Source organism: Lysinibacillus sp. FSL M8-0355 (genome assembly GCF_038008985.1).
Classification (GTDB): Bacteria; Bacillota; Bacilli; order Bacillales_A; family Planococcaceae; genus Lysinibacillus; species Lysinibacillus fusiformis_D.
The window spans coordinates 1,101,040-1,126,536 of record NZ_JBBPAI010000001.1 but is presented as its reverse complement, the minus strand read 5'-3'; the positions used below and the strand labels follow the sequence as shown (position 1 = coordinate 1,126,536).

Here is a 25,497-nt window from a genome sequence, read left to right as displayed (position 1 = left end):
CTATTATGCCCTTGGATGGGCATTCATATATGTTTGACGAAGATGCTCTTTTGTTACATGTGTGTAAACTTGTGTAGAAGATAAATGTGAGTGACCTAATAACTCCTGCACTGTCCGCAAGTCTGCGCCATTATTCAATAAATGTGTGGCAAAAGTATGACGAAGCATGTGTGGGTAAATTTTCGTATGGAGTGAGGCCTTGTCAATCATTTCGTTTAAAATATGACGTACCCCTCGAGGAGTAAGTTCCCCACCACGCATATTGACAAACAACTGCTGGTGACTAGTTTTTTTCATCAATCGTGGACGAGCTTGCTCTATGTAGTCCTGCATTGCTAAACTCGCAAATTGACCAAATGGAATAATTCGTTCTTTTCGACCTTTTCCCATTACCCGTATAATCGAATAATGAAAATCTACATCCCCTACTTGGATTGAAGTCAGTTCACTTACACGAATACCTGTCGCATACAACAGCTCTAATATAGCTATATTTCTCAATGATTTCAAATCATCACCAGTATTCGCATCAAATAGCTGCTTCAATTCTTCTTCGTAGAAAAAATTGGGTAAACGTGATTCTTTTTTTGGATGATAAAGAGAACGAAATGCTCCGTCATCTAATCCGTACTGTCTATTTAGAAAGCGAAAAAAGGAGCGTATCGAGGAAATTTTCCTAGAAATAGAGGCCCTTGCTCTTTTCTCATCGTACAACTTTGTTACATAAAGACGTGCATGTATATATTCAACACTCGCTAAATCATCGATGCCCTCTCTTTGTAAAAAGGTTAAAAAATCTAGCAGGTCTGATTCATATTCTCGCACTGTATGAACAGAGAAGTTCTTTTCAACTTGGATGTAAAGCATGAACTGTTCGAGTGCATCTTGGGACGAAACTAACATGGAAAGATTCACCACCAATGATTTATTAATAATTTTCTCAAATGACTGACACTTGTAATATAACGGATAAATATTTCTTTGTCATCTCTTACAAGTTTGTATCGTTTTTCATTTCATTAATAAACATACATACTGACACTAAACCTATCTTCATAATATAGCAAGTGTAATTAGTTATAAATTGAGAAAATCTTCATACAAAATAATAAAATACGTCTAATTAAGCATTTTGTCTACAAAAAGAAAAAGCCTCTAAGAGTATATCAACTTTTAGAGGCTTTTTGCAATTAAATTGTTTGTGAATTCACAAAATTGTGAATTGAGCTTATTGCGCGTGTTGCATGCATTTCCGCACGTTCTGGTTTTGAACGACGACCAGGTGGTAATTCAGGGAATATACCGAAGTTAACGTTCATCGGCTGGAAGTTTTTCGACTGTGCTTCTGTTATATAACGCGCCATACTTCCTAATGCCGTTTCGAATGGGAAAATAATAGGCTCTTGTCCAAGTGCTAAACGAGCTGCATTAATTCCTGCAATTAATCCACTTCCTGCTGATTCAACATATCCTTCTACACCCGTCATTTGACCTGCAAAGAAAATATTCTTATGCTCACGAAGCTGATATGTTTTTTCTAAAACTTTTGGTGAATTAATGAATGTATTTCGGTGCATGACGCCATAACGTACAATTTCTACATTCTCTAACCCTGGAATTAGCTGTAGCACTTCCTTTTGTGGACCCCATTTTAAATGAGTTTGGAAGCCTACAATGTTGTAAAGGGTACCAGCAGCATCATCTTGACGAAGTTGCACAACCGCATACGGACGTTTTCCTGTTTTTGGATCTTCAAGACCAACTGGTTTCATCGGTCCAAATAACATGGTTTTCTCTCCGCGAGCTGCCATAACTTCAATCGGCATACAACCCTCAAAGTAAATTTCTTTTTCAAATTCCTTCAATGGCACAACTTCTGCTTCGATCAAGGCTTGACGGAAACGATCAAATTCTTCCTTTGTCATAGGACAGTTTAAATAAGCCGCTTCTCCTTTATCGTAACGAGATTTCAAATAAACTTTATCCATATCTATGCTATCTTTTTCGATAATAGGTGCTGCTGCATCGTAGAAGTATAAATAATCCAAGCCAGTTAAACCTTGAATTTTTTCAGCTAAAGCTTTTGATGTTAGTGGACCTGTAGCAATAACTGTTATACCTTCAGGAATTTCTGTGACTTCTTCATGAATGACCTCCACAAGTGGATGGTTTTTCACAGTCTCTGTCACATAGCCCGCAAACTCATGACGGTCTACCGCCAATGCACCACCAGCTGGTACTGAACACTGATCTGCTGCCTTTAAGATAACCGAATCTAGCGTACGCATCTCTTCTTTAATAACGCCTACAGCATTTGTTAAACCATTTGCACGCAATGAGTTAGAACAAACAAGCTCTGCAAATTTATCAGTATGATGTGCCGGAGTTTGCTTTACTGGACGCATTTCATAAAGTCTTACTTTTACCCCACGCTTTGCAATTTGCCATGCAGCTTCACTACCAGCAAGACCTGCTCCTATTACATTTACTACTTGTTCAGTCATGTTTCTTACCATCTTCCTATCATTGAGTTGGTGCTTCTTCATAGTCACATTTCGTACATTGAATTTGCACACCTTTTTTTATCTTTTTCTCTACTAATAATGCATTACATTTTGGACATGGTCTACTAATTGGCTTGTCCCATGATACAAATTCACATTCTGGATACTGATTGCAACCATAGAATAGACGTTTTGTTTTACTTTTTCGCTCCACAATTTCGCCTGTTTCACAGGAAGGACATTTTACACCAATTGGTTTCATAATAGCTTTTGTATTTCTACAATCTGGGAAGTTTGAGCAAGCCATAAATTTACCATAGCGACCCAGTTTAAAGACCATAGGAGATCCACAAAGTTCGCAATCCTCTCCAGCAGGCTCATCTTTAATCACAACTTTTTCCATAGCTTCATCCGCATGTTTTACATGCACTTCAAAATCTGTATAAAACTCTTCCACAACACTTTTCCATTGACGGTTGCCTTCTTCAATATCATCTAAATCTTGTTCCATTTGTGCTGTAAATTCGATGTTTATGATATCTGGGAAAAATTCTAGTACGAGTTGATGTACAATTTCACCTAGCTCTGTTGGCATAAAGCGTTTAGCATCTAATACAACATAGCCACGGCGCTGAATTGTATCGAGGGTCGGTGCGTATGTGGATGGGCGCCCAATGCCTAGTTCTTCCATAGTTTTAACAAGTCGCGCCTCTGAATAACGTGGTGGTGGCTGTGTAAAATGTTGTTTAGGCTCAATTTCGAGCGATTTTACTTGATCACCAATTGCCATCTCAGGTAAAAGCTTTGTCGTCTCCTCTGTTTGATCGTCAGTACCTTCGATATATAGTTTCATAAAGCCTGCGAATTTAACTTGTGAGCCGTTTGCACGAAATAGTACATCACCATTTTGAAGATCTACAGCTACTGTATCAAGAACTGCTGGTGCCATTTGGCTCGCGATAAAGCGCTCCCAAATTAAACGATATAAACGTAACTGATCACGACTAAGAACTGCTTTTAATTCTTCTGGTGTTCTCATTGTACTCGTTGGACGGATCGCCTCATGAGCATCCTGTGCATTCGAAGCCTTCTTCGTTTGTTTTATATCTGTTGCAATAAATTCTTTGCCATATTTTCCTTCAATATAAGTAACCGCTTCTGCTTTTGCCGTATCTGAAATACGTGTGGAATCGGTACGCATATAGGTGATTAACCCGACTGTTCCCTCTTTTTTCCCAATATCAATACCTTCATATAATTGCTGAGCTAGCATCATCGTTTTCTTAGCTCGGAAATTTAATTTTCTTGCTGCCTCCTGCTGTAAGGAAGATGTTGTAAAGGCTGGTGCAGCATTACGCTTGCGTTCTTTTTTCGTAACATTGACAACATCAAAGTTTGTTCCTTTTACATCTTTTAATATTGCCTTTACTTGTGCCTCATTTGTTAATTTAATTTTCTCTTTACCATTTCCATAGTAAAGCGCATCAAATGTTTTTTTACCTTTTTCAAACGTTCCTTCAATTGTCCAATACTCTTCTGGTTTAAAGTTTTTAATTTCATTTTCACGATCAATGATCATACGTAGCGCTACAGATTGTACACGACCTGCAGATAAACCTTTTTTCACTTTTTTCCACAGTATCGGACTAATGTTATAGCCGACAAGTCGATCCAGAATACGTCTTGTTTGTTGTGCATCTACTAAATCCATATTGATTGGACGTGGGTTTTTAAAGGAATCTATTATCGCATCTTTGGTAATTTCGTTAAATACCACACGACAATCCGAGTGAATATCAATATTTAGCGCAGTCGCAAGGTGCCAAGCAATCGCTTCTCCCTCGCGGTCTGGATCGGCCGCTAGATATACTTTCTTCACTTTTTTAGCCGCAGATTTTAATTCCTGTAAAACAGGTCCTTTACCGCGTATCGTAATATACTTAGGTTCAAAGTTATTTTCTGCACTAACACCCATTTGGCTACGTGGAAGATCTCGTACGTGTCCAACCGACGCTTTTACTTTATATTTCTTTCCTAAATATCGTTCAATCGTTTTTGCTTTTGCTGGTGATTCTACAATCACTAAATAATCCGCCATCTATGTCTCCCCCTTAGCGAGGTCTATTACTAATTTTTTTAAGTTACCTGTTGCAAAATGTATAACAGATTTTAAGATAATGCAACTTTTTTTCAATTTTTGTTAGAAAAGAGCTCCAGTGTTTCAACGATTTGATGACCATTCATGACTGGAATTGCACCTTCTAAAAGTAATTGATTGGTCCCCTTAGATTGTGTCGCATCAATAGGTCCAGGCACCACAAATACATCTTTCCCCTGCTCTAATGCGAGCTCTGTCGTAATAAGCGTACCACTTTTTAGGGCAGCCTCTGTCACAACTAAAGCTCGGGATAAACCACTAATGATTCGGTTACGCATCGGGAAATGCCATTTTTCAGGCTTCATATGAGGGGGATATTCCGTTATTAATAGCTGGTGCTCTGCCATTTGTTTAGCAAGAATCTGATTTTCTGCTGGATAGAGATAATTAAAACCATGTCCAAGTACAGCAATTGTGTGACCACCCATATCAATTGTTGCTCTATGTGCCATTGTATCAGCACCTCTAGCAAGCCCACTAACGACCGTATAACCACTTTGAACAAGAGGCGGTACTATGAGGTCCATTGCCCTCTTAGAATACGCTGTAGCCTTCCTAGAGCCTATAATAGCTATCTGTTTGTTATTTGTTAACAAAGAATACTGACCTTTCACATACAATACAGTAGGTGGATTGGATATTTCAAATAATTGCGCCGGGAAATATGGATGATAAAACGGTATGGGGAAAATATTGGCTTGTGCATACGCAGCACCAAAAGGTTTTATCATAATTTGTCGAAAACTTTGAGAGAGCTGATATGCTTTTTGTGCCGATATTTGTAGAATTTTCGCTATCTCATCATGATGAATGTCTTCAAAAGAGCTTAACATATTTACCGGGGACAATAATTGTTGAAGTTTCTGAAGAGGTAACGGGTATATATAATGCAAAGCTAGTAATCTCTGTGTATCTACTGCAAGGATCATTCAATAAACCTCCTTTATAATAGAAGAAATTAAATGACCGCATGATAATGCAACACAACTTTTCATCATTATTTATACATCTGCCATAAAATTGTCGTTTTTTTCATAAGTAAGTAGGAATTTGTTTCATGAAATATGATAGCAGCGTGTAAATAATGAAAAAGATGTAGCCGCAATAGCTACATCTTCCATTTTAATGGGTTTTACACTTTTCGTATAGCCCTTTTTCTTTAATTACTTTAATCAATGTTTCACCAATGACAGAAGGTGTTTCTGCAACTTCGATACCAGCAGCGTTCATTGCTTTAATTTTCTCAGCTGCTGTTCCTTTACCACCAGAAATGATCGCACCAGCGTGACCCATACGTTTTCCTGGAGGGGCAGTTTGTCCACCAATAAAGCCTACAACAGGTTTTGTCATATTTGCTTTAATCCATTCAGCTGCTTCTTCTTCAGCCGTACCGCCGATTTCACCAATCATAACTACTGCGTAAGTTTCTGGATCATTATTAAACGCTTCAAGAACATCAATGAAGTTTGTACCGTTGACAGGGTCTCCACCGATACCTACAGCTGTTGTTTGACCAATACCAGCTTGCGTTAATTGGTGTACTGCTTCATATGTTAATGTACCAGAACGAGAAACTACTCCTACATGGCCTTTTGTATGAATGTAACCTGGCATGATACCAATTTTACATTCATCAGCTGTAATAACACCTGGACAGTTTGGACCTACTAAGCGAGTCTTTTTACCTTCCATATAACGTTTAACTTTCACCATATCAAGGACAGGAATGTGCTCTGTGATACAGATCGTTAATTCTAATTCAGCATCAACAGCTTCTAAAATTGCATCTGCCGCAAATGGTGCAGGTACATAGATAACTGAAGTTGTAGCACCTGTTACAGCTACAGCTTCTGCTACTGTATTGAAAACAGGAACTCCCTCGATCTCAAGTCCACCTTTACCTGGTGTTACACCTGCTACGATTTTTGTGCCATACTCAAGCATTTGCTTCGTATGGAAAAGAGCTGTTTCGCCCGTGATCCCTTGTACAATTACCTTCGTATCTTTGTTAATAAATACAGCCATTGTTCTCTCCCTGCCTTCCTTAGCCTACTAGTCCCACAATTTTTTGTGCACCGTCAGCCATTGAATCCGCTGCAACGATGTTTAAACCAGACGCATTTAAAATTTCTTTTCCAAGTTCTACATTTGTACCTTCTAAACGTACAACTAATGGCACAGCTAAACCGATTTCTTTAGCAGCCGTTACAACACCCTCAGCGATAATGTTACACTTCATAATTCCGCCAAAAATGTTTACGAAAATGCCTTTTACGTTTGAATCAGAAAGGATAATTTTGAAAGCCTCTGTTACTTTTTCAGCTGTTGCACCGCCCCCTACATCTAGGAAGTTAGCAGGGCTACCGCCATAATAGCTAATTGTATCCATAGTTGCCATAGCAAGACCAGCACCATTAACCATACAGCCAATGTTACCCTCTAATGAAATATAGCTTAAATCATATTTGGATGCTTCGATTTCTTTTGGATCTTCCTCGTCGAAATCGCGTAATTCGACAATATCCTTATGTCTATATAATGCATTGGCATCAAAATTGAATTTAGCATCTAATGCCACTACATCACCTTGTCCAGTTACTACAAGTGGATTAATTTCTACAATTGATGCATCTTTGTCGATAAATGCTTGATATAAGCCTAACATTAATTTAACAGCTTTCCCCACAAGGTTTGCTGGAATATTCATATTAAACGCCATACGACGTGCTTGGAAGCTTGTTAATCCAACTACAGGATCTACTACTTCTTTGAAGATTTTTTCCGGATTTGTTTCCGCAACTTCTTCAATATCCATACCGCCTTCTTCAGATCCCATCATCGTAACACGAGATGTGGCACGGTCTAATACTAGACTTAAATAGTATTCTTTTTGGATATCAGAACCCTCTTCAATATACAAACGTTTTACTTCTTTTCCTTCTGGACCTGTTTGATGAGTCACTAAAATTTTCCCTAATAACTCTTTTGCGTATGTGCGCACCTCGTCAAGATTTTTAGCGATTTTTACACCGCCTGCTTTACCGCGACCACCTGCATGAATTTGCGCCTTGACAACTGTTACGTTTGAGCCAAGTTCTTTCGCTACTTTTACTGCTTCATCAGGGGAAAAAGCAACTTTTCCGTTTGGTACTGCTACACCATATTTTCTCAGAATCTCTTTCCCTTGATATTCATGGATATTCATAATACATCCTCCCATCAAACATTTGCATAGAATTGTTTTACTAACATAGACTATTCTAACGAAACATTCTGATAAAGTCTACACTTTGTCTTTAGTTCGAATTTTCTCTCTTATTATGACGCTTTTTTCTATTTTGTGTACTAAAACAGCTTGCAAAACAGTCAGAATACTTCATTTTTTCTGTATTTTTGCGCATGTTGTTGATCTAAACGATAAATAAAAGCAAAAACCTCCGAAACCGCCTGATATAATTCTTCTGGAATAGACTCGTTTAAATCTAATTGACCAAGCAACTGCACAAGGTTAGGATCCTCATAAATCGGCACATTATGCTCATTTGCACGCGCCAAAATATTCTCGGCAATTTTCCCTTTTCCCTTTGCTACAACAGTCGGACTATCCATTTGTCCAAGTTTATAGGTAAGTGCAATTGCTTCTTTTCGAGTAAATTTTTCTTCGCTCATACGCGGATATCCACCCCACTCTGTTCCTCTCGCTGTTCTACTACAGTACTTCCTTTTTCTGTTTGCCCCTTGTCAAATTGTTTAATAAAAACACCTGATAGTTGATAATCCTTTTCTGCCAATCCCATTTTCAAGGCAGCCTTTAATGGCTCCGCAAGTGGCTGAATATCCGAATTTTCATTAAATATCGTTACTGTAACTACTCTATTTTGAACCTGCATATCAATTACCGTTTCTTGCATGGATGCCATCTGTAAATAAAATAATACGCGTGCATAATTGGCATCAATTTTGCCATCTTCCTTCATGCGACCATTCCACTGTAACGTTGCATCCATCTTTTTGCCGAAAAATTCAAGCGGGACTTGCATAATGAGCTGATGTTGATGGCCATTTTCTCCTGAAGATAGCTGCATACCATTCATACGCGTCATCAACATTTCTGCCGCTTCTCTCAATTGTGGTGTAATATTACTTTCCTGCAATAATGTGTGGAGCTGTGGCTTTAATTGATGGGTAATCATTTGTATATCTGCTGATTTGTTCCCCAATGTCGCCTCATAGCTAATCCCTAAATTTTTTAACACCGTTTTAAGGGCATGCTGCATCGCCTTACTATCCACCGAATTTTGTACAAGTGCATCAGCTTGTGTCACTATTTGTTGAATCATCGGTTGCGGTGATTCAACACTAGTTTTAACAAGGTTACGCATCAGTGCTTCATTTTGTAATGGAGTCGTCGCTTCTTGCCTTATAAGAGATAGCAAATGTTCCTTGCTAGACAATGCATTAGCATCCTGTGTAAATAAACGATCAGCAGTATTTTGAGCAAACGCTTTTATTAACTGCTCCTGCATTTGTTTAGCAAAAATTTCTAATGTTTGCTTCGATACTGGTAATTGATTAAAACGATCCATTAACTGATTGAGCTGTAGTTTTTGTTCATTTGTTAAGAAATTTTGGTTGGCTGTCCATGATTTCAACTGTTCAATTAGCTGACTTACATTTTCAGGCTTTGATGCAAGGATCGTTTGTACAACTTGGCCAGCCTGCTGCATTGGTTGTGCCGCTTTAGGGTCATTGATATTCGTCCAGTTTTGCCATGTTGCTTGTTGTGGCAGTATGCCTGCTTCCTTTAAAATTGTTAAGGCTTGCATTTTTTCACTCATCGCAGCAGCATCATTTGTTAAGCTCTGTATCGCTCTAGCTAAAATCAGACTGCCTGTTTCTATTTCAAAAGGTTTAGCAATCGCTTGTACCTGCTGCATCAAATTTTGCTTAAGCACTTCAGATAAAGTAGTATCCCTTGCTAAAAGCTGTGCAAAATTATCCATAGTCATCGCCATACCAGATGTTTTTTGTCCACTTAGTAAGGCTTGAAAAACATCATTCGTCATTGGCATTTTAAGCTCTATCATTTTTTGAATGACCTGTAGTGCATCCGCTTTTGAAATGCCCTCTGGTAATGCCTTTAGCCACATTTCTGCCTGCATTAATTGCTCTTTTGAAATAGGTAACTGTTCCTTCATAAAATGTCCTAGCAATTGCTGCATCTCTGCTGTTTTAGGCAAATTCATGGATTCTAGTAGCTGATTGATTTGTTGATTTGGAGAAGATGCTTGTGCCATTGGTCCTGTAACCACTTTTAATTCGGTTTGTGGATTTGTTCCTGTTACCTGAAAGAAATGGGCATCACCCGTCTTTAACGGTACTTCAAGTTTCGCTATAAATTTTTGATTACCTACTTGTATTTCTGCCATTTGATCTGGATATAATTGCTTAATGGTACCGTGAAATACTTGTCCCTGCTTTAAAGCAAGTGGCTGATTTGCTGAAGTCATGGCATTTTGTTGTAGTTGAATCGGATTAAATGATGTGGCTGACATATACATACTCCTTTCATCAATTACTCCCTCGTGTCATTGTCCCATTCTGTAGCTTTATTGAATCATTGATTTTATCGGTTCAAATGATTTACGATGGTGAATTGTTGGTCCATATTCTTCCAATGCATTTAAATGTTGCTTTGTCCCATAGCCTGCATGTTGCCCAAAGCCATACATTGGAAATTCTTTGTCTAGTTGCTCCATATAATCGTCTCGGGCTGTTTTAGCTAGAATGGAGGCAGCTGCGATTGCTAAGCTCTTGGCATCCCCTTTGATAATTGAATCCTGAGGAATCGAAATGGGTAATGTCATAGCATCTACTAAAACTACATCAGGCTTTGTCGCCAATGATTCTACACTTACTTTCATAGATTGTTTGGTGGCCTCGTATATATTCAGTGCATCGATTTGCTGAGCGGATTGGAAATGAACAAAATAACTAATGGCATGCTCTTTAATTAACGTTGCAAAGGCGTTTCGTTTCTCCTTTGATAATTGCTTTGAATCATTCAGACCAACAAGGGCCTCACAATTTGTAGGTAAAATAACAGCTGCTGTCACAACAGGTCCCGCTAATGGTCCACGTCCTGCTTCATCTACACCCGCAACCAATGTATCGATACTCCCATAGCTTAAATCAAATGCTACTTTCGCTTGATGTTCTTGCAGTAATTGACGTTTTTTATCTTGTCGTTTTTGCCAAGTATGCCACGCCTTCTGTACACCTGTTCTTTCATCCGTTGCTATTTCTATCATCCAATCTTGCCATTCTTCTGCACCTTTCAATGCAGTGTTAATTTCTTTAATGGTTTTCATTTAAGTGCTCCTTCTTGCTTCTACTCAATAAAACTATATCATGTTCAGTTCTTTATGTAGTCTCATTCACTTGAAAACTATTTTCCTCTCTATAGTCATTATCGGTAAGAAAATTCATTCCTAAAAGAAAAACTGTCACAAAAGAACATGTGACAGTTTCAATACTTATAATTGTTCAGCCTCTTTTTTTAGCTGTTCATCAACAAAATCAAAGGTCAGTTTGCCTAATTGTAAGCCGCGTATATCTCGAACAATCAGCTGTGCTACTTGATCATAATCAATTTCTCCGCCAGGTCCAAATACACGGCGTAGCTTGCCAATATGATCAAAAGTATCCACTAGCTCCTCATGGATAAATTCGAAACCATAACGTTCCTCCATACGCTTTGGATAATGATCGGATAAGAAACGCAAGCCATAGACAGCTAAATCTTCCATATTTGTGATGGTATCCTTAATCGCACCAGTTAAAGCTAATTTAAAGCCTACTTCTTGATCTTCAAATTTTGGCCATAAAATACCTGGTGTATCCAGTAGCTCTAGCTCTTTACCAACTTTAATCCATTGCTGTGCTTTTGTTACACCTGGTGTATTTCCGGTTTTAGCGATATTTTTTTTCGCCAAGCGATTAATCAGTGTGGATTTCCCTACGTTAGGTATTCCAACAATCATGGCACGAATAGCTCTAGGTTTCATACCTCGCGCCTTCATGCGATCAAATTTCTCTTTTAAAATTTCTTGCGCCGCTTTTGTTACTTGCTGTAAGCCCTTACCCTCAAGTGAGTTTATGGCTACGGCTTTATGACCACGTTGTGCAAAATATTCTACCCATTTACGTGTTTCTTGCTCATCTGCCATATCCGCTTTATTTAAAATTAAAAGACGTGGTTTTTGGTTAATCACTTCATCGATCATCGGATTACGTGAGGATAGCGGTAAACGTGCATCTATTAATTCAAATATAATATCGACAAGCTTTAATTTTTCCGTTACTTCACGTCGGGCTTTCGCCATATGCCCTGGAAACCATTGTATTGTCATAGCTATACCTCCTAAACTAAAAGAAAAAGGGAGTGATTAAGCTCTCCCTTTCTTGCATTACTTTACAATTTTTATGTCACTAAATGGCCAGAAAATCAAACTTGTATTACCAATAATTTCCTTTTGTTCAACAAGGCCAATATGACGACTATCTTTACTATTTCGACGGTTATCCCCCATGACAAAAACATATCCTTCTGGAATAGTATCCACGGAAACATCAATATCTTTTAAGGTAAAGTCTTCTGTTAGGGTCCCCCCAGCAATTTGCGCTTTATATGCATCTAAATAGGGCTCATCTATTGGTTCACCATTAATATATAATTGATCGTCCTTATATTCCAGCGTATCTCCTGGCAGTCCTATTACACGCTTTATGTAATTTTTTTGTTCAGGTGCATGAAATACAACGATATCAAAACGCTTTGGTTCACCTATTTTATAACCAATCTTATTCACAATCATCCGGTCGCCATCTTCAAGGGTTGGCATCATGGACTCTCCATCAACTGCAATGGGTGTAAATAAAAAATATCGAATCACTGCAGCAATCGCAAATGCAATTAATAGTGCTTTTGTCCATTCCCATAATTCATTCTTTTCTTTCACTTGTTTTTCCATTGAGAATTGCCCCCTTGTCTAACACTATTTTAGATGATAGTGAATAAAGATGACAAGCAAAAAGAAAAGGGGCTTGAACACAAGCCCCTCACTTTTAAGTCATAATTATCGAATTTCTTTAATACGAGCAGCTTTACCACGTAGGTTACGTAGGTAGTAAAGTTTAGCACGACGTACTTTACCACGACGTACAACTTCTAAGTTAGCGATTTTTGGTGTGTGTACAGGGAATGTACGCTCAACACCTACACCGTAAGAAATTTTACGAACTGTGAAAGTTTCGCTAATACCGCCACCACGACGTTTAATTACTACACCTTCGAAAAGTTGGATACGTTCACGAGTACCCTCTACTACTTTCACGTGTACCTTAACAGTATCACCAGGACGGAAAGTTGGTAGATCAGTGCGAAGCTGAGCTTTTGTAATTTCTGTAATAATGTTTGACATTGTTTTCTCTCCTTAGACAGATGCTCTTGCACGCAATCTATGCCACAGCGGAACACCGTGATTCAGCACTTCACATAGAAGTACAGATTAGATGTTATCATAAATAGAGCAGGCAATCAAGCATCTTGATGATTGTTTTTTAGTTTTTCTAGATACAATTTTTGCTTGTCTGTTAATGGATAATGCTCCAATAAGTCAGGACGGCGCTCAAAAGTTCTTTTCAGCGATTGTTCCTCTCGCCATTGCTCGATTCTAGCGTGATTCCCCGATACTAAAACATCAGGTACCTTCATCCCACGAAACTCCGCAGGTCGTGTATAATGTGGATGCTCAAGTAGACCCGTTGAAAAAGAATCCTGGATATGCGAATTCTCTTGCCCTAAGACACCAGGCAACAATCGAACTACGCTATCAATAACAGTCATAGCGCCTAATTCCCCACCTGTTAACACGAAATCGCCAATGGAAATCTCGTCTGTCACGAGGTGCTGACGTATACGCTCATCATAGCCTTCATAATGACCACATAAGAACACTAACTCCGTTTCTTGTGCTAGCTCTTCTGCTTTTTTCTGGGTGAATCGTTCACCTTGAGGACACATTAAAATGATACGTGGTTGTTTGCCAGCAGTGATGGCCTCCACTGCACTAAACATAGGTTCAGGCTTTAAAACCATACCCGCACCACCACCATATGGATAGTCATCGACTTGCTTGTGTTTGTTCCCTGAAAATGTACGAATATCCGTGACCTCTAGCTTTACAGCACCTTTTTCTTGCGCTTTCTTTAAAATAGATGCACCAAAAACGCCTGAGAACATATCAGGGAACAGGCTTAATACATGAATGTTCATCATAATAAGCCTTCCATTACATGGATGATAATTTTTTTATCTACAACATCAATATCTTTTACGATATCTTCGATATAAGGGATATAATGCTCTTTCTTCGAGCCTTTAACTACCCATACATCGTTTGCTCCTGTTTGCAGGATATCTGCCACAACACCAATTGTTTCGCCCTCTTCAGAAATAACTGTGCAGCCTATTATTTCATGGAAAAAGAATTCATTTTCTGCAAGTAGATCATCTGTCATTTGATCTTTTGTTACTTTCAGCATGCCTTCTTTAAACGGCTCAACCAAGTTGATATTGTTCATGCCTTCAAAAGTTAAAAGAATAAAGTTTTTATGACGACGCACCGAACCAATCGTTACCCAGGTTGGCTTCTTATCGTCTTTTTTAAAGGCAGCAAGTTTATTTCCTACTGCAAAACGCTCTTCTTCAAAGTCTGTTGTCGATAATACACGTATCTCACCACGAATACCGTGTGTATTGACAATACGACCTACATTAAACCATTCCATTCAACTTTCACCTCGTAAAAAACTTCTCTCCATAAAGCATCCTGCTCACCAAATAAATAGCTACCGTTCGCTCATTTATCACCGCTTACAGATATGCTTGGAAGAATGTCGTTTTAGCTAAGACTGATTTGTCTTGTCATTATTAATATAAGCAATACCCTTTAGCTGTAATCGTTATAACAGTTTTCTGTTCTGCTTAAACAGAAGTACTAGATACATGCTGCTGTTAAAACAAGATAAAAAAAGGAAGGAACCTACAAGCTCCCTCCTTCTTTGTCCAGATTTTACGTTTCATGCTAAAAGCCACTTTGAACTCCTAAGCGACATGTAAACACACCTATCAGGACTCATTTGTACTTGTTGCAAGAGCGTGAAAATCTTTTCTATTAATCCAATATATCGACGTAGGTCTTCTTTTGATGGTGACTACCTGCCGCTGAATAAACAATTGTACGAATCGCTTTCGCTACTCGCCCTTGCTTGCCTATGACTTTCCCTCGATCCTCTGGATGAACAAAAAGTTTATAAACAATTCGATTTGCATTTTCATCCGTCTCAATACGAACTTCTTCTGGATAATCGACTAACGGTAAAACGATTGCTTCAATCAGCTGCTTCAAAGACGTCGCCCCCGATTATTTACTGAATTTTTGGTTATGGAATTTTTCCATGATACCTTGTTCTGAGAACAGGTTACGCACTGTATCTGATGGTTTTGCACCGTCAGCTAACCATTTAAGAGCTTTCTCTTCATCAATGTTTACAGTAGCTGGTTGAGTTAGTGGGTTGTAAGTACCAACTGTTTCGATTTGACGACCGTCACGTGGTGAACGAGCGTCTGCAACTACGATACGATAGAAAGGAGATTTTTTAGCTCCCATACGTTTTAAGCGAATTTTAACTGCCATTTTAATAGCACCTCCGAATAAGTTTCACACAAGATAGTATATTATCAATGTTTAGGTTGTTTGTAAAGTGTTTTTTCTTAACACCTAAAAATTATTATTTAAACAATGAATCAAAGCCTGGTAATTTCATTTTTTTCTTGCCTTTACCACTTGCCATTCCAGTCATTTGCTTCATCATTTTTTTCATTTCATCGAATTGCTTAATGAGACGATTCACCTCTTGAATAGATGTCCCAGAGCCTTTAGCAATACGCTTTTTACGGCTACCATTTATGATTTCTGGGTTGGTCTTTTCAGCAGGGGTCATCGAGTAAATAATGGCCTCTACACGCCCCATTTGTTTATCATCTACTTTTACATTATCCAAGCCTTTGATTTTGTTTGCACCTGGGAGCATTTTTAAAATTTCATCAAGTGGCCCCATTTTTTTGACTTGTTGTAATTGTTCAACGAAATCATCAAATGTAAAGGTTTGGGACTTGAATTTTTCTTCTAATTCTTTGGCTTTTGCTTCATCTACATTTGCTTGCGCCTTTTCGATCAGCGACAGAACATCTCCCATACCTAATATACGAGACGCCATACGCTCTGGATGGAAAGGCTCTAGCGCATCCATTTTCTCACCCATACCGACAAACTTAATCGGTTTCTGCGTTACAGAACGGATGGATAATGCAGCACCACCACGAGTATCACCATCAAGTTTTGTTAAAACAACGCCTGTAATACCAATGGCCTCATTAAAGCTTTCTGCCACATTGACAGCATCCTGACCTGTCATAGCATCGACAACAAGGAATACCTCATCTGGCTCTTTTAATGCACGAATATCTTTTAATTCCTGCATTAAATCTTCATCGATATGAAGACGACCAGCCGTATCGATAATCACCACATCATGATGCTCTTCCTTTGCCAATTCGATTGCTTGACGAGCAATTTCTACTGGAGATACCTCGGTTCCTAAAGCAAAAACAGGTAATGATAACTGTTTACCTAATGTTTGTAGCTGTTGAACGGCTGCTGGGCGATAAACGTCTGCGGCAACTAGTAACGGCTTACGATTAAATTTTTTCCGTAAGACATTTGCCAGTTTTCCTGTAGTCGTCGTTTTACCCGCACCTTGTAAACCGACCATCATAATGACTGTTGGCGGCTTTGTATTAAACTTAATAGGGCTTTGTTCGCCACCCATTAATTCCGTTAATTCATCTTGTACGATTTTAATAACTTGCTGCCCTGGTGTTAAGCTTTGCATAACTTCAACACCGACAGCACGCTCACTTACCTTTTTCACAAACTCTTTGACTACTTTTAAGTTAACATCCGCTTCGATTAAAGCAAATCGGACTTCTCGCATCATTTCTTTAACGTCTTGCTCTGATACTTTCCCTTTGCCTTTAATCTTTTGGATCGTTCCTTGGAGTCGTTCCGCTAATCCTTCAAAAGCCATTGCTTTCGCCTCCTAATCCCATTCTTTCAGCTGTTCAATAAGTGCTAACTGCTGTTCATCTGTCATACTTTTCTCTGTAATCCCCATTGTAAGCTGTGACAGCATTTGGGTACGTTGTTGAAATTTTTCAAGTAAACATAATTTTTCTTCATATTCCTCAAGCATCGCTTCTGTTCGACGAATATTATCGTAAACAGCTTGGCGTGAAACTCCATACGATTCAGCGATTTCTCCTAGAGAGTTATCATCCAAATAGTATAGTTCCATATAACTTCTTTGCTTATCTGTTAATAATGCTTGATAAAAGTCGAAGAGAAAGTTCATGCGTGTTGTTTTTTCAAGTAGCATCGAATGTTTCTCCTCCCGCTATTAGTCATTTGTATCATAACGAAAAGCGCCCGTCTGTGTCAAGGTAATCTCCTTGTCTAAAAGCTTAAATGTCTGCTTGCAGGCATATTTTACGCCTTTAGCAAGTATTACTCTTTTAAACAAGTCAATTCACCTATACACAGTCGAGCGTTTTATAAAATTACTCAGCGATGTTCGCTGTTAATCTTCATTATTTTCTAATTCTTTATCCAAACCATCGGCAAATAAACCATAAACATATCGTTCAGCATCAAATGGCTGTAGATCATCCATTTTCTCACCAAGACCAACAAATTTCACAGGAATGTGCAGCTTATTGCGAATAGCAAGCACAATCCCGCCCTTAGCTGTACCGTCTAGCTTCGTTAAGACAATACCTGTTACATTCGTTGCTTCTTTAAATGTTTGTGCTTGCACAAGTGCATTTTGGCCTGTTGTGGCATCTAATGCTAATAATACTTCATGTGGCGCATTTGGAATTTCACGTGAAATGACACGATGTACCTTTTCAAGTTCATTCATTAAGTTCACTTTGTTTTGCAAGCGACCAGCTGTATCGCAAATTAATACATCGGCTTTTCTATTTTTGGCTGCACGAATCGCATCATACATGACTGCCGCTGGATCAGAGCCCTCAGATTGTTTGATAACTTCACAACCGACACGATCTCCCCATACTTGTAATTGATCTATCGCACCAGCACGGAACGTATCACCAGCAGCTAAAACAACGGTTTTCCCTTGTGTTTTTAAGCGATGCGCTAGTTTGCCGATCGTTGTCGTTTTTCCAACGCCATTTACTCCGACAAATAGAATAACTGTCAGCTCACCATCTGGCTGCATATTTAGATCAATTAAATCTTCTTCACCTTGCTCATAAATTTCTACAAGCTTCTCAGAAATCACGGCTTGGATACCGTTCGTATCTTTTATATTTTTACGTTGTACTTCGAAACGCAGTTTATCCATTAGCTCCATAACTGTTTCAAAGCCGACATCAGCTTGTAATAATAAATCCTCTAATTCTTCAAAGAAATCCTCATCCACTTTACGATAACGCGCAACAAGGTCGTTCACTTTAGAAGTAAAGGAATTACGTGTTTTTTCAAGACCAGCCTTGAATTTTTGTGTAATCGACCAAGCAGAAGGCTTTTTCTCCTCTACTGGTGTATCCTCAATAACTGCTAGCTCTTGTACTTCCAGATCTTGTACTTCTGGCTGTATTTCTGGTTGTTCTTTTTCTATTTCAGTTGAAGGTTCTACTGCTGCTTCTTTCACAATTTCCATCTCTGGAGATTCTTCTATTTGCTCAACCACTTCTACATCAACAGTCTCAATAGCAGCCGTTTCGTTTGCTTCATCTAGATCTAGCTCTTGAAGATCAGCATCCTGCTCATTGTCAAGCGCCTCTAGTTTTTCTTCCTCGGCTGGATTTCCCATTAATTTATCTTTTAAACGCTTAAAAAAACTCATGCTTGTTCGCTCCTTTGCTCCGCAAGTACGGGTTCATCTTCTAATTTTACTGATACGAGTTTTGATACACCCGATTCTTGCATTGTTATACCATACAAGACATCAGCTCCCTCCATCGTCCCTTTACGATGTGTAATAACAATGAATTGTGTGTCACGGCTAAATCTTTTTAAATACTGGCTATAGCGCACAACATTTGCCTCATCCAAAGCCGCCTCTACTTCGTCGAGAATACAGAATGGTACAGGTCGTATATTTAGGATAGAGAATAATAAGGCAATTGCTGTCAGTGCTCGCTCACCACCAGAAAGCAAACTTAAATTTTGTAGTTTTTTCCCTGGAGGTTGTGCCACTATTTCAATGCCTGTTTCTAGTAAATTTTGCGGATCAATTAACACTAAATCCGCTTGCCCACCGCCAAATAATTCACGGAAAACAAGTTTAAATTGTTCTCGTATTGCATAGAACGTTTCACTAAAGCGCAATGTCATTTCTTCATCCATTTCTTTAATGGCTTCATGCAATGTTTCCTGTGCAGCAAGTAAATCCTCTCGTTGTTCAGTTAAGAATGTATGACGTTCAAGTACTCGTTCATATTCCTCAATCGCCCCTAAATTAACAGGACCAAGCTCTTCAATGGATTTTTTCAACAGTTTCACACGGCGTCGTACGAACTCTTCGTCTTCTATCGAAAGAGCTTCTTCCTCTGCCTCTTCAAATGTTAACTGATAGTTTTCTTCGAGTTGTTCTTTGAAATTATCCATTTCAAATTCTAAACGGCTTTGTTTCAACTCATTTGCACGTATTGCTTCAAGGTATCCTTTATGTATACGTTGCATTTCTTTCAGTTGTTCTTCTAATGTTGTGAGTTCTTGTTGTTGCCCTACCTTCTCCTCTTTCTTTCGAGAAATAGTCTCTTGTAAGGCATCTCTTCTCGCTTTCCATGTGATTACCTGCTCCTCAACCTCTTCATCACTTAAATGATTTGTCGATTCATCGGATTGAAGCCATAATATTTCCTGAGAAATATTTTCAACTTTTTGTTGAGCTTTGTTCAATTGTAGTGCTAGCTCAGCAGTGGAAATTTGAACTTGCGACATTTGTTCTTGCATTACTGCTAATTGTGAACGTTTTTCCGCTAGTTGCTCTCGTAATACGTCCTTCTCTGTCTCACCTTGTAGCTTTACCTTACTTAATTGCTCGACAGTATCATTGATTTCGACAAGCTCATCGGCGAGTGCGTTTAATCGCTCCATTGCCTCTTGCTTTTGTGATAACAATGCTTCCTCACGTGTTTTTACATCTTGAGTTTCAGTTGAAGTAAAAGATACTCGGGCTGATAAGCTTTTTTCAACAACCTCTAACTCGCGGATACGACCAGCCTGTTGCATCTCATCTTTTCGTAATTGCTCTCCTTCAAGCTTTAACTGTTCTACTTGATCTCGAAGTGTTGCAAGCTTGTCTTTTTCGGTTGCTACAGCCTGTTCAGCACTATAAATGGAATCCTGTAATGACTCTAGCTTGAGGATTAAATCATCTAATTCGGCTTTTCTTGTAAAGAGTGAGGATTGCTGTTTCATAGCACCACCCGTTAAAGAACCCCCTGCATTGACAATATCTCCATCAAGTGTGACCACTCGGTATCGGAAACCACATAATCGAGCGATTTGACTGGCCCCTTCCAGATTTGCTGCCACAATGACATGCCCTAAAAGATTTTCAACAATTGTACGATTATCTTCATTAAATGTCACAAGCGCATCTGCTATTTGAATAAAAGCTGGATGCTCTATCGCTAGTTGGATCGTAGCTGGATTAATTTTACGTGACTTCATCACGGTTTTTGGTAAAAAAGTAGCTCGTCCAGCTCGTTTTTGCTTTAACCAATGAATGGCTTGCTGTGCATGTCGTTCATTCGTTGTGACAATATGCTGAGAGGCTGCACCTAAAGCTGTTTCTATCGCTTGAGAGTATTTCCCCTCAACTTGTAGTAATTCAGCGACAGCCCCCTCAATTCCTTGTAATTCACCTTTATCACGAGCGAGCAAAACTTCTTTAACTCCTTGGAAAAATCCTGAAAAATCGGCTTCCAACTCGGCTAATGTATCTTTTCTCGCCTTTAATTGCTGCTGATGCTGATAAGCTTTATACAGCATATCCTGTTTCTCAACAAAGGAAGAATTTGTATTTTTTAACTGAACTTGCAGCGACTCATATTGTTCAAGCTTAGCTTGCAAATCATTTGTTGTGGAAGTGTGTTCAGCGACTAGCTTTTCTTTCTCAGCAACAATTTGCGTAAGCTCTTGTCCAATTTCATCAGTTTGATTGGACATTCTTGCTGCCATAGCCTTTTGTTGCGCTAATTGCTGATCGATATTTTTCAATTCATTCTTAATAGTTGCTTCTTCATTCAATGAATCAATATATCGATTTTTTTGTTCTTCAATTTCTTGTTCAATTTCCGTAACAGAACGATTTAATGACTGTTCTAACTGTTTAATGCTCTGCTTGAGTATGGAGAGTGCTTGCTGTTTCTCTGAAAATGCTTCTTTTTTCTCCTGTTCTTGTACAAGCAGTACGTCTACTTCTTCTTTTGCTTCTTGTAATGTCGCATTCAGCTGCAGTAGTTGATTGGAAGCATTTTGTCGTTTTTCAGCCATTAGTGCTTTACGACCATCCCAACGCTCTACCTCCATTGTGGCATTGACAAGATCAGCCTGTGAAACATCCAAATAATCATCAAGTTCTTTTAATAACTTGCGAATATTGGTTGTTTGTATATCGATTGTTGCAATATTTTGAGCTTGTTGTTGCTCAGTTGCAGACAGCTCGGTAAATTCAGCTTTTAGTGCATGCAAAGATTGTGCACAATTTTTAAAATCATGCACAAGAATGGCAATATCAAAATCTTTTAGCTCGGTAGACATTTGGACATAGTCTCTCGCACTAGAAGCCTGCATTTCAAGCGGCTCTAATCGGTTGTCTAATTCATGGAGTATATCTAATACACGATACAAATTCTCATCTGTCTCTACAAGCTTATGCTCTGCTTTTTTCTTTCTTATTTTATACTTTAAAACGCCAGCTGCCTCTTCAAAAATCGAACGACGGTCGTCAGGGCGGCTATTTAAGATTTCATCAACACGGCCTTGAGAAATAATTGAAAATGCCTCTTTCCCAAGCCCTGAATCCATAAACAAGTCCGTAATATCCTTCAGGCGACACTGTTGGTTATTTAATAAATATTCACTATCACCTGAACGGTATACGCGTCTTGTTACGCTGACTTCTGTATAAGAAAAAGCAAGTTGCTCGTCAGTATTGTCTAATATAAGTGTTACCTCTGCAAAGTTGAGTGGCTTACGAGAGTCACTGCCAGCAAAAATAACATCTTCCATCTTTGCTCCACGTAACGACTTTGCCGATTGCTCCCCAAGTACCCAACGAATCGCATCTGTGACATTACTTTTTCCACTGCCATTTGGTCCAACAACCGCTGTAACACCGGGTACAAAATCAATTCCAATGCGCTCCGCAAAGGATTTAAAGCCAATCACTTCTAGTCGTTTTAGGAACATCTATTAAGCCTCCTCTTTTGCAGCTTCTTCACGCATCATTCGCATTGCACATTGTGCAGCTTGCTGCTCGGCTTCTTTTTTTGATTTTCCACGACCAATACCAAGCTCTTGCCCGTTCAATAATACGCTTGATACAAAGGTACGGTTATGTGCTGGGCCTTTTTCATCGATTATTTCGTAATGAAGAAGTCCATTATTGGTTTGTTGTACCATTTCTTGCAATTGACTTTTAAAATCCATCACATGCGAAAAAGCACCTACTTCTACTTTTGGGAACACGATACGCTCTAAAAACGACACGACCGTTTGTAATTCTTGATCTAGATAGAGTGCACCTACAAATGATTCAAACACATCTGCAAGTAGCGCTGGGCGTTCCCGACCACCTGTTAATTCCTCACCTTTTCCAAGTAACACAAAGCGTCCAAATCCTAATTCATTCGCAAAAATAACTAGTGATGGCTCACAAACGATCGAAGCTCTTAACTTTGTTAACTCACCCTCGCTCATATTTGGGTATTTCTCAAAAAGATATTTAGAAACAGATAGTTCAAGTACTGCGTCTCCTAAAAATTCAAGACGCTCATTATCCGTAAATAGCTTACGGCGATGCTCATTCACATAAGATGAATGCGTGAATGCTTGATACAATAAATTTTTATTAATAAAAGTGATATTTAATTCATGCTGTAACAGCTCGAATTGGTTGCGTACTTTTTCAGGAAGTACGCCAGATTTCTGCATAGTTCCTTTTCTTTTCATAGCCATTGAACAAATCTGCCTTCCTAATAGTTTCTACCGTTTTAGTGTACCTTTTTCAAGGCGTTTATGCAAAAGTATTTCGGCTTAAACACAATGTTTTGGAAATTTTTTCGAAAATTTATCTTATTCATAGAAAATGATCTCCTCTAAAATGAAAGTTGAATGCTTGTGGGATGATTTTTGGTTAACTCCAGTCGTCAGCTCAAAAAAATTTTAGACATTATGCCCCCGATTTTTAACATGAAAAAGGGACGTCAATAGATCGAAAATCGATCTATTTCGTCCCCTTTGAATACATCTTTGTTCATTGAAGCTGCTTCTTCTATCAAGTCAAAGCAGACAAACTATTTCTACTTTATTCATGCTATCATAAATACCATTGTGTATTATGATGACCATCACATCTATAAAGGTGATCCATTTTCGCTAAATAAAGTTTTAACGAAATTAGTTTAATTTACTTTCGATGTATGAAATTGCAGAACCTACTGTTGAGATTTTTTCAGCATCTTCATCAGAAATTTCCATATCAAACTCGTCTTCAAGTTCCATTACAAGTTCAACTACGTCTAATGAGTCAGCACCTAAATCATCACGGAAAGAAGCTTCAAGTGTTACTTCGCTTTCTTCAACACCTAAACGGTCCACGATTACTTTTGTTACACGTTCTAATACTGTAGACAAATGATTCACCTCCCCTCAAATGATTATACAAAAAATCAGCGTATATGCCTAATCGAAATTACATTACCATACCACCATCTATATGAAGCGTTTGCCCTGTCATATAGTTAGCATCATTGGAAGCAAGGAAAGCTACTGCCTTGGCAATATCCTCTGGCTGTCCAAGTTTCGCAAGAGGGATCTGCGTAAGCATACCTTTTTTAATATCTTCTGGTAGTTGCTCTGTCATTTCTGTTTCAATAAAGCCTGGCGCAATCGCATTAACTAAAATATTGCGTGAAGCTAATTCTTTTGCCGTCGTTTTTGTGAGTCCAATAACACCTGCTTTAGCCGCAACATAGTTTGCTTGACCAGCATTACCCGCTACACCAACGATGGAAGAAATATTAATAATACGACCTGCACGTTGCTTCATCATTTGACGTGTTACCGCCTTTGTACAAAGGAAAACCCCTTTAAGATTCGTATTTAATACATCGTCCCATTCGTCTTCCTTCATACGCATTAACAGGTTATCTCTAGTAATACCTGCATTATTCACTAAAATATCAAGAGAACCAAATGTTTTCACAGCGGCATCCATTAATGCGGTTACTTCTTCCGTCTGTGAAACGCTAGCTTGCACCGCAATGGCTTCCCCACCGTTTGCTTGAATCATCTCAACGACTTCTTCCGCTTTTGCCTGTGAGCCACTATAGTTTACTACAACCTTAGCACCTTCCTCAGCAAGCTTTACAGCAATAGCACGTCCAATCCCTCTTGAAGCTCCTGTTACAACAGCTACTTTACCTTCTAATTTACGCATTGATTGACCACTCCTTCGACGCTTCTAAAACCGCTTCTAATGATGCTTCATCATGGACACAATAAGCAGCAACTGAACGATCAATTTTTTTCAAGAGACCGCTTAATACTTTGCCAGGTCCACATTCGATAAAGACATCGACACCTTGTGCAATCATTTCACGCATAGATGCTTCCCATTGCACTGCACTATATACCTGTTCAACTAGCTCCTGCTGAATCGCTGGTACATCCTTTAATTCCTTCGCCATTACATTGCCGATAACAGGGATTTCAGGTGCAGATAAAGTAATCTCTGCTAATGCTGCTTGCAGTTTCTCTGAGGATGGTCGCATCAATTCAGAATGAAATGGACCGCTCACAACTAAAGGTATTGCGCGCTTTGCCCCTGCTTCTTTTGCAGCAATAATCGCTTTATCTACACCTTCTTTAGTGCCTGAGATAACAATTTGTCCTGGACAATTCACATTGGCTACCTGCACAGAATCACCCGCTGCTGAAACCAGCTCTGTAACTGCGTTCAATGCCTCTAATTCCATCCCTAGAATCGCTGCCATCGCTCCTTGTCCTGCTGGTACAGCTTCATTCATATAAAGACCACGTTTATGCACGATAGACACGGCATCATCAAATGACATTACGCCTGCTAAAACCAATGCACCATATTCTCCAAGCGAATGACCCGCAGCATAGTGTGGCTGAATTCCTGCTGCACGCAGCTTTTCAGCTACCATTACACCGGTAGTAAGAAGTGCTGGCTGAGCGTGGTATGTCAGTGTTAACTCCTCAGCTGGACCTTCTAACATTAACTTAGATAATTCAAATTGAAGAGCTTGATCTGCACGATCATAAAATGCTTTACTGTCTGCTGCATTTTCAACAAACTCTTGACCCATCCCTACTACTTGCGAACCTTGTCCTGGAAAAATAAATGCTATTTTCGTCATTTGAA

24 protein-coding genes are annotated in these 25,497 nt (G+C 38.9%); all 24 read right to left on the bottom strand.

Translation table 11 applies throughout. The features are described from left to right. Positions 1 to 3: 3 nt before the first annotated feature. On the bottom strand, positions 4 to 903 hold the full coding sequence (xerC, locus tag MKY46_RS05290) for a tyrosine recombinase XerC (protein ID WP_036124756.1): 900 nt from the start codon (positions 901 to 903) through the stop codon (positions 4 to 6). A 287-nt stretch (positions 904 to 1,190) separates the two neighbouring features. Beyond that, complete coding sequence (gene trmFO, locus MKY46_RS05285; protein WP_036124758.1) at positions 1,191 to 2,504, bottom strand: FADH(2)-oxidizing methylenetetrahydrofolate--tRNA-(uracil(54)-C(5))-methyltransferase TrmFO; 1,314 nt, start codon at positions 2,502 to 2,504, stop codon at positions 1,191 to 1,193. A 19-nt stretch (positions 2,505 to 2,523) separates the two neighbouring features. Further along, on the bottom strand, positions 2,524 to 4,602 hold the full coding sequence (gene topA / locus MKY46_RS05280) for a type I DNA topoisomerase (protein WP_036124760.1): 2,079 nt from the start codon (positions 4,600 to 4,602) through the stop codon (positions 2,524 to 2,526). A 92-nt stretch (positions 4,603 to 4,694) separates the two neighbouring features. Next, positions 4,695 to 5,591 (bottom strand): DNA-processing protein DprA, encoded by an 897-nt coding sequence (gene dprA / locus MKY46_RS05275; protein WP_036124762.1) that lies wholly within the window; start codon positions 5,589 to 5,591, stop codon positions 4,695 to 4,697. 193 nt (positions 5,592 to 5,784) lie between these two features. Continuing rightward, entirely contained in the window at positions 5,785 to 6,687 is a 903-nt protein-coding gene (gene sucD, locus MKY46_RS05270) for a succinate--CoA ligase subunit alpha (protein ID WP_036124765.1), read from the bottom strand. A 19-nt stretch (positions 6,688 to 6,706) separates the two neighbouring features. Then, positions 6,707 to 7,867, bottom strand: coding sequence for an ADP-forming succinate--CoA ligase subunit beta (gene sucC, locus MKY46_RS05265; protein ID WP_036124767.1), 1,161 nt, complete (start codon positions 7,865 to 7,867; stop codon positions 6,707 to 6,709). A 161-nt stretch (positions 7,868 to 8,028) separates the two neighbouring features. Next, entirely contained in the window at positions 8,029 to 8,331 is a 303-nt protein-coding gene (locus MKY46_RS05260) for an EscU/YscU/HrcU family type III secretion system export apparatus switch protein (protein WP_036124770.1), read from the bottom strand. Further along, positions 8,328 to 10,217, bottom strand: coding sequence for a hypothetical protein (locus MKY46_RS05255; RefSeq protein WP_036124772.1), 1,890 nt, complete (start codon positions 10,215 to 10,217; stop codon positions 8,328 to 8,330). The genes MKY46_RS05260 and MKY46_RS05255 overlap by 4 nt, the downstream gene beginning before the upstream one ends. 54 nt (positions 10,218 to 10,271) lie before the next feature. Beyond that, positions 10,272 to 11,033, bottom strand: coding sequence for a ribonuclease HII (locus MKY46_RS05250; RefSeq protein ID WP_036124775.1), 762 nt, complete (start codon positions 11,031 to 11,033; stop codon positions 10,272 to 10,274). A 165-nt stretch (positions 11,034 to 11,198) separates the two neighbouring features. Then, the gene (gene ylqF / locus MKY46_RS05245; RefSeq protein WP_036124777.1) at positions 11,199 to 12,074 is read right to left on the bottom strand and encodes a ribosome biogenesis GTPase YlqF; all 876 of its coding nucleotides are present in this window, start codon (positions 12,072 to 12,074) and stop codon (positions 11,199 to 11,201) included. A gap of 57 nt (positions 12,075 to 12,131) precedes the next feature. Further along, the gene (lepB, locus tag MKY46_RS05240; RefSeq protein WP_036124779.1) at positions 12,132 to 12,695 is read right to left on the bottom strand and encodes a signal peptidase I; all 564 of its coding nucleotides are present in this window, start codon (positions 12,693 to 12,695) and stop codon (positions 12,132 to 12,134) included. Positions 12,696 to 12,800: 105 nt separating this feature from the next. After that, positions 12,801 to 13,145, bottom strand: a complete 345-nt coding sequence (gene rplS, locus MKY46_RS05235) for a 50S ribosomal protein L19 (protein ID WP_036124783.1) — start codon at positions 13,143 to 13,145, stop codon at positions 12,801 to 12,803. 116 nt (positions 13,146 to 13,261) lie between these two features. Continuing rightward, a complete protein-coding gene (gene trmD / locus MKY46_RS05230; RefSeq protein WP_036124836.1) occupies positions 13,262 to 13,999 on the bottom strand; it encodes a tRNA (guanosine(37)-N1)-methyltransferase TrmD in 738 nt (245 codons plus the stop codon). Then, the gene (gene rimM, locus MKY46_RS05225; RefSeq protein WP_036124784.1) at positions 13,999 to 14,514 is read right to left on the bottom strand and encodes a ribosome maturation factor RimM; all 516 of its coding nucleotides are present in this window, start codon (positions 14,512 to 14,514) and stop codon (positions 13,999 to 14,001) included. The genes trmD and rimM overlap by 1 nt, the downstream gene beginning before the upstream one ends. 386 nt (positions 14,515 to 14,900) lie before the next feature. Next, positions 14,901 to 15,134: a KH domain-containing protein gene (locus MKY46_RS05220; RefSeq protein WP_004269410.1), complete on the bottom strand. Its 234-nt coding sequence runs from the start codon at positions 15,132 to 15,134 to the stop codon at positions 14,901 to 14,903. Positions 15,135 to 15,149: 15 nt separating this feature from the next. Next, positions 15,150 to 15,422, bottom strand: coding sequence for a 30S ribosomal protein S16 (gene rpsP, locus MKY46_RS05215; RefSeq protein ID WP_004269411.1), 273 nt, complete (start codon positions 15,420 to 15,422; stop codon positions 15,150 to 15,152). Positions 15,423 to 15,516: 94 nt separating this feature from the next. Beyond that, entirely contained in the window at positions 15,517 to 16,875 is a 1,359-nt protein-coding gene (gene ffh, locus MKY46_RS05210) for a signal recognition particle protein (RefSeq protein WP_036124787.1), read from the bottom strand. Positions 16,876 to 16,887: 12 nt separating this feature from the next. Next, positions 16,888 to 17,223: a putative DNA-binding protein gene (locus MKY46_RS05205; protein WP_036124788.1), complete on the bottom strand. Its 336-nt coding sequence runs from the start codon at positions 17,221 to 17,223 to the stop codon at positions 16,888 to 16,890. A 201-nt stretch (positions 17,224 to 17,424) separates the two neighbouring features. After that, entirely contained in the window at positions 17,425 to 18,717 is a 1,293-nt protein-coding gene (gene ftsY / locus MKY46_RS05200) for a signal recognition particle-docking protein FtsY (protein ID WP_036124791.1), read from the bottom strand. Continuing rightward, a complete protein-coding gene (gene smc, locus MKY46_RS05195; RefSeq protein WP_036124793.1) occupies positions 18,714 to 22,295 on the bottom strand; it encodes a chromosome segregation protein SMC in 3,582 nt (1,193 codons plus the stop codon). Before smc ends, ftsY begins: the two co-directional genes overlap by 4 nt. Positions 22,296 to 22,298: 3 nt before the next feature. After that, the gene (gene rnc, locus MKY46_RS05190; protein WP_036124796.1) at positions 22,299 to 23,063 is read right to left on the bottom strand and encodes a ribonuclease III; all 765 of its coding nucleotides are present in this window, start codon (positions 23,061 to 23,063) and stop codon (positions 22,299 to 22,301) included. A 441-nt stretch (positions 23,064 to 23,504) separates the two neighbouring features. After that, positions 23,505 to 23,741 (bottom strand): acyl carrier protein, encoded by a 237-nt coding sequence (gene acpP / locus MKY46_RS05185; RefSeq protein ID WP_036124798.1) that lies wholly within the window; start codon positions 23,739 to 23,741, stop codon positions 23,505 to 23,507. A gap of 58 nt (positions 23,742 to 23,799) precedes the next feature. Next, complete coding sequence (gene fabG / locus MKY46_RS05180; RefSeq protein ID WP_036124801.1) at positions 23,800 to 24,546, bottom strand: 3-oxoacyl-[acyl-carrier-protein] reductase; 747 nt, start codon at positions 24,544 to 24,546, stop codon at positions 23,800 to 23,802. Next, a complete protein-coding gene (gene fabD / locus MKY46_RS05175; protein ID WP_036124803.1) occupies positions 24,539 to 25,492 on the bottom strand; it encodes an ACP S-malonyltransferase in 954 nt (317 codons plus the stop codon). Before fabD ends, fabG begins: the two co-directional genes overlap by 8 nt. Positions 25,493 to 25,497: the final 5 nt, after the last annotated feature.

Bases quoted from the DNA above. Each gene is read 5' to 3' on its own strand.
- xerC (WP_036124756.1), bottom strand. From the start codon at position 903: ATGTTAGTTTCGTCCCAAGATGCACTCGAACAGTTCATGCTTTACATC.
- trmFO (WP_036124758.1), bottom strand. From the start codon at position 2,504: ATGACTGAACAAGTAGTAAATGTAATAGGAGCAGGTCTTGCTGGTAGT.
- topA (WP_036124760.1), bottom strand. From the start codon at position 4,602: ATGGCGGATTATTTAGTGATTGTAGAATCACCAGCAAAAGCAAAAACG.
- dprA (WP_036124762.1), bottom strand. From the start codon at position 5,591: ATGATCCTTGCAGTAGATACACAGAGATTACTAGCTTTGCATTATATA.
- sucD (WP_036124765.1), bottom strand. From the start codon at position 6,687: ATGGCTGTATTTATTAACAAAGATACGAAGGTAATTGTACAAGGGATC.
- sucC (WP_036124767.1), bottom strand. From the start codon at position 7,867: ATGAATATCCATGAATATCAAGGGAAAGAGATTCTGAGAAAATATGGT.
- MKY46_RS05260 (WP_036124770.1), bottom strand. From the start codon at position 8,331: ATGAGCGAAGAAAAATTTACTCGAAAAGAAGCAATTGCACTTACCTAT.
- MKY46_RS05255 (WP_036124772.1), bottom strand. From the start codon at position 10,217: ATGTCAGCCACATCATTTAATCCGATTCAACTACAACAAAATGCCATG.
- MKY46_RS05250 (WP_036124775.1), bottom strand. From the start codon at position 11,033: ATGAAAACCATTAAAGAAATTAACACTGCATTGAAAGGTGCAGAAGAA.
- ylqF (WP_036124777.1), bottom strand. From the start codon at position 12,074: ATGACAATACAATGGTTTCCAGGGCATATGGCGAAAGCCCGACGTGAA.
- lepB (WP_036124779.1), bottom strand. From the start codon at position 12,695: ATGGAAAAACAAGTGAAAGAAAAGAATGAATTATGGGAATGGACAAAA.
- rplS (WP_036124783.1), bottom strand. From the start codon at position 13,145: ATGTCAAACATTATTACAGAAATTACAAAAGCTCAGCTTCGCACTGAT.
- trmD (WP_036124836.1), bottom strand. From the start codon at position 13,999: ATGAACATTCATGTATTAAGCCTGTTCCCTGATATGTTCTCAGGCGTT.
- rimM (WP_036124784.1), bottom strand. From the start codon at position 14,514: ATGGAATGGTTTAATGTAGGTCGTATTGTCAATACACACGGTATTCGT.
- rpsP (WP_004269411.1), bottom strand. From the start codon at position 15,422: ATGGCAGTTAAAATTCGCTTAAAACGTATGGGAGCTAAAAAATCTCCT.
- ffh (WP_036124787.1), bottom strand. From the start codon at position 16,875: ATGGCTTTTGAAGGATTAGCGGAACGACTCCAAGGAACGATCCAAAAG.
- MKY46_RS05205 (WP_036124788.1), bottom strand. From the start codon at position 17,223: ATGCTACTTGAAAAAACAACACGCATGAACTTTCTCTTCGACTTTTAT.
- ftsY (WP_036124791.1), bottom strand. From the start codon at position 18,717: ATGAGTTTTTTTAAGCGTTTAAAAGATAAATTAATGGGAAATCCAGCC.
- smc (WP_036124793.1), bottom strand. From the start codon at position 22,295: ATGTTCCTAAAACGACTAGAAGTGATTGGCTTTAAATCCTTTGCGGAG.
- rnc (WP_036124796.1), bottom strand. From the start codon at position 23,063: ATGGCTATGAAAAGAAAAGGAACTATGCAGAAATCTGGCGTACTTCCT.
- fabG (WP_036124801.1), bottom strand. From the start codon at position 24,546: ATGCGTAAATTAGAAGGTAAAGTAGCTGTTGTAACAGGAGCTTCAAGA.
- fabD (WP_036124803.1), bottom strand. From the start codon at position 25,492: ATGACGAAAATAGCATTTATTTTTCCAGGACAAGGTTCGCAAGTAGTA.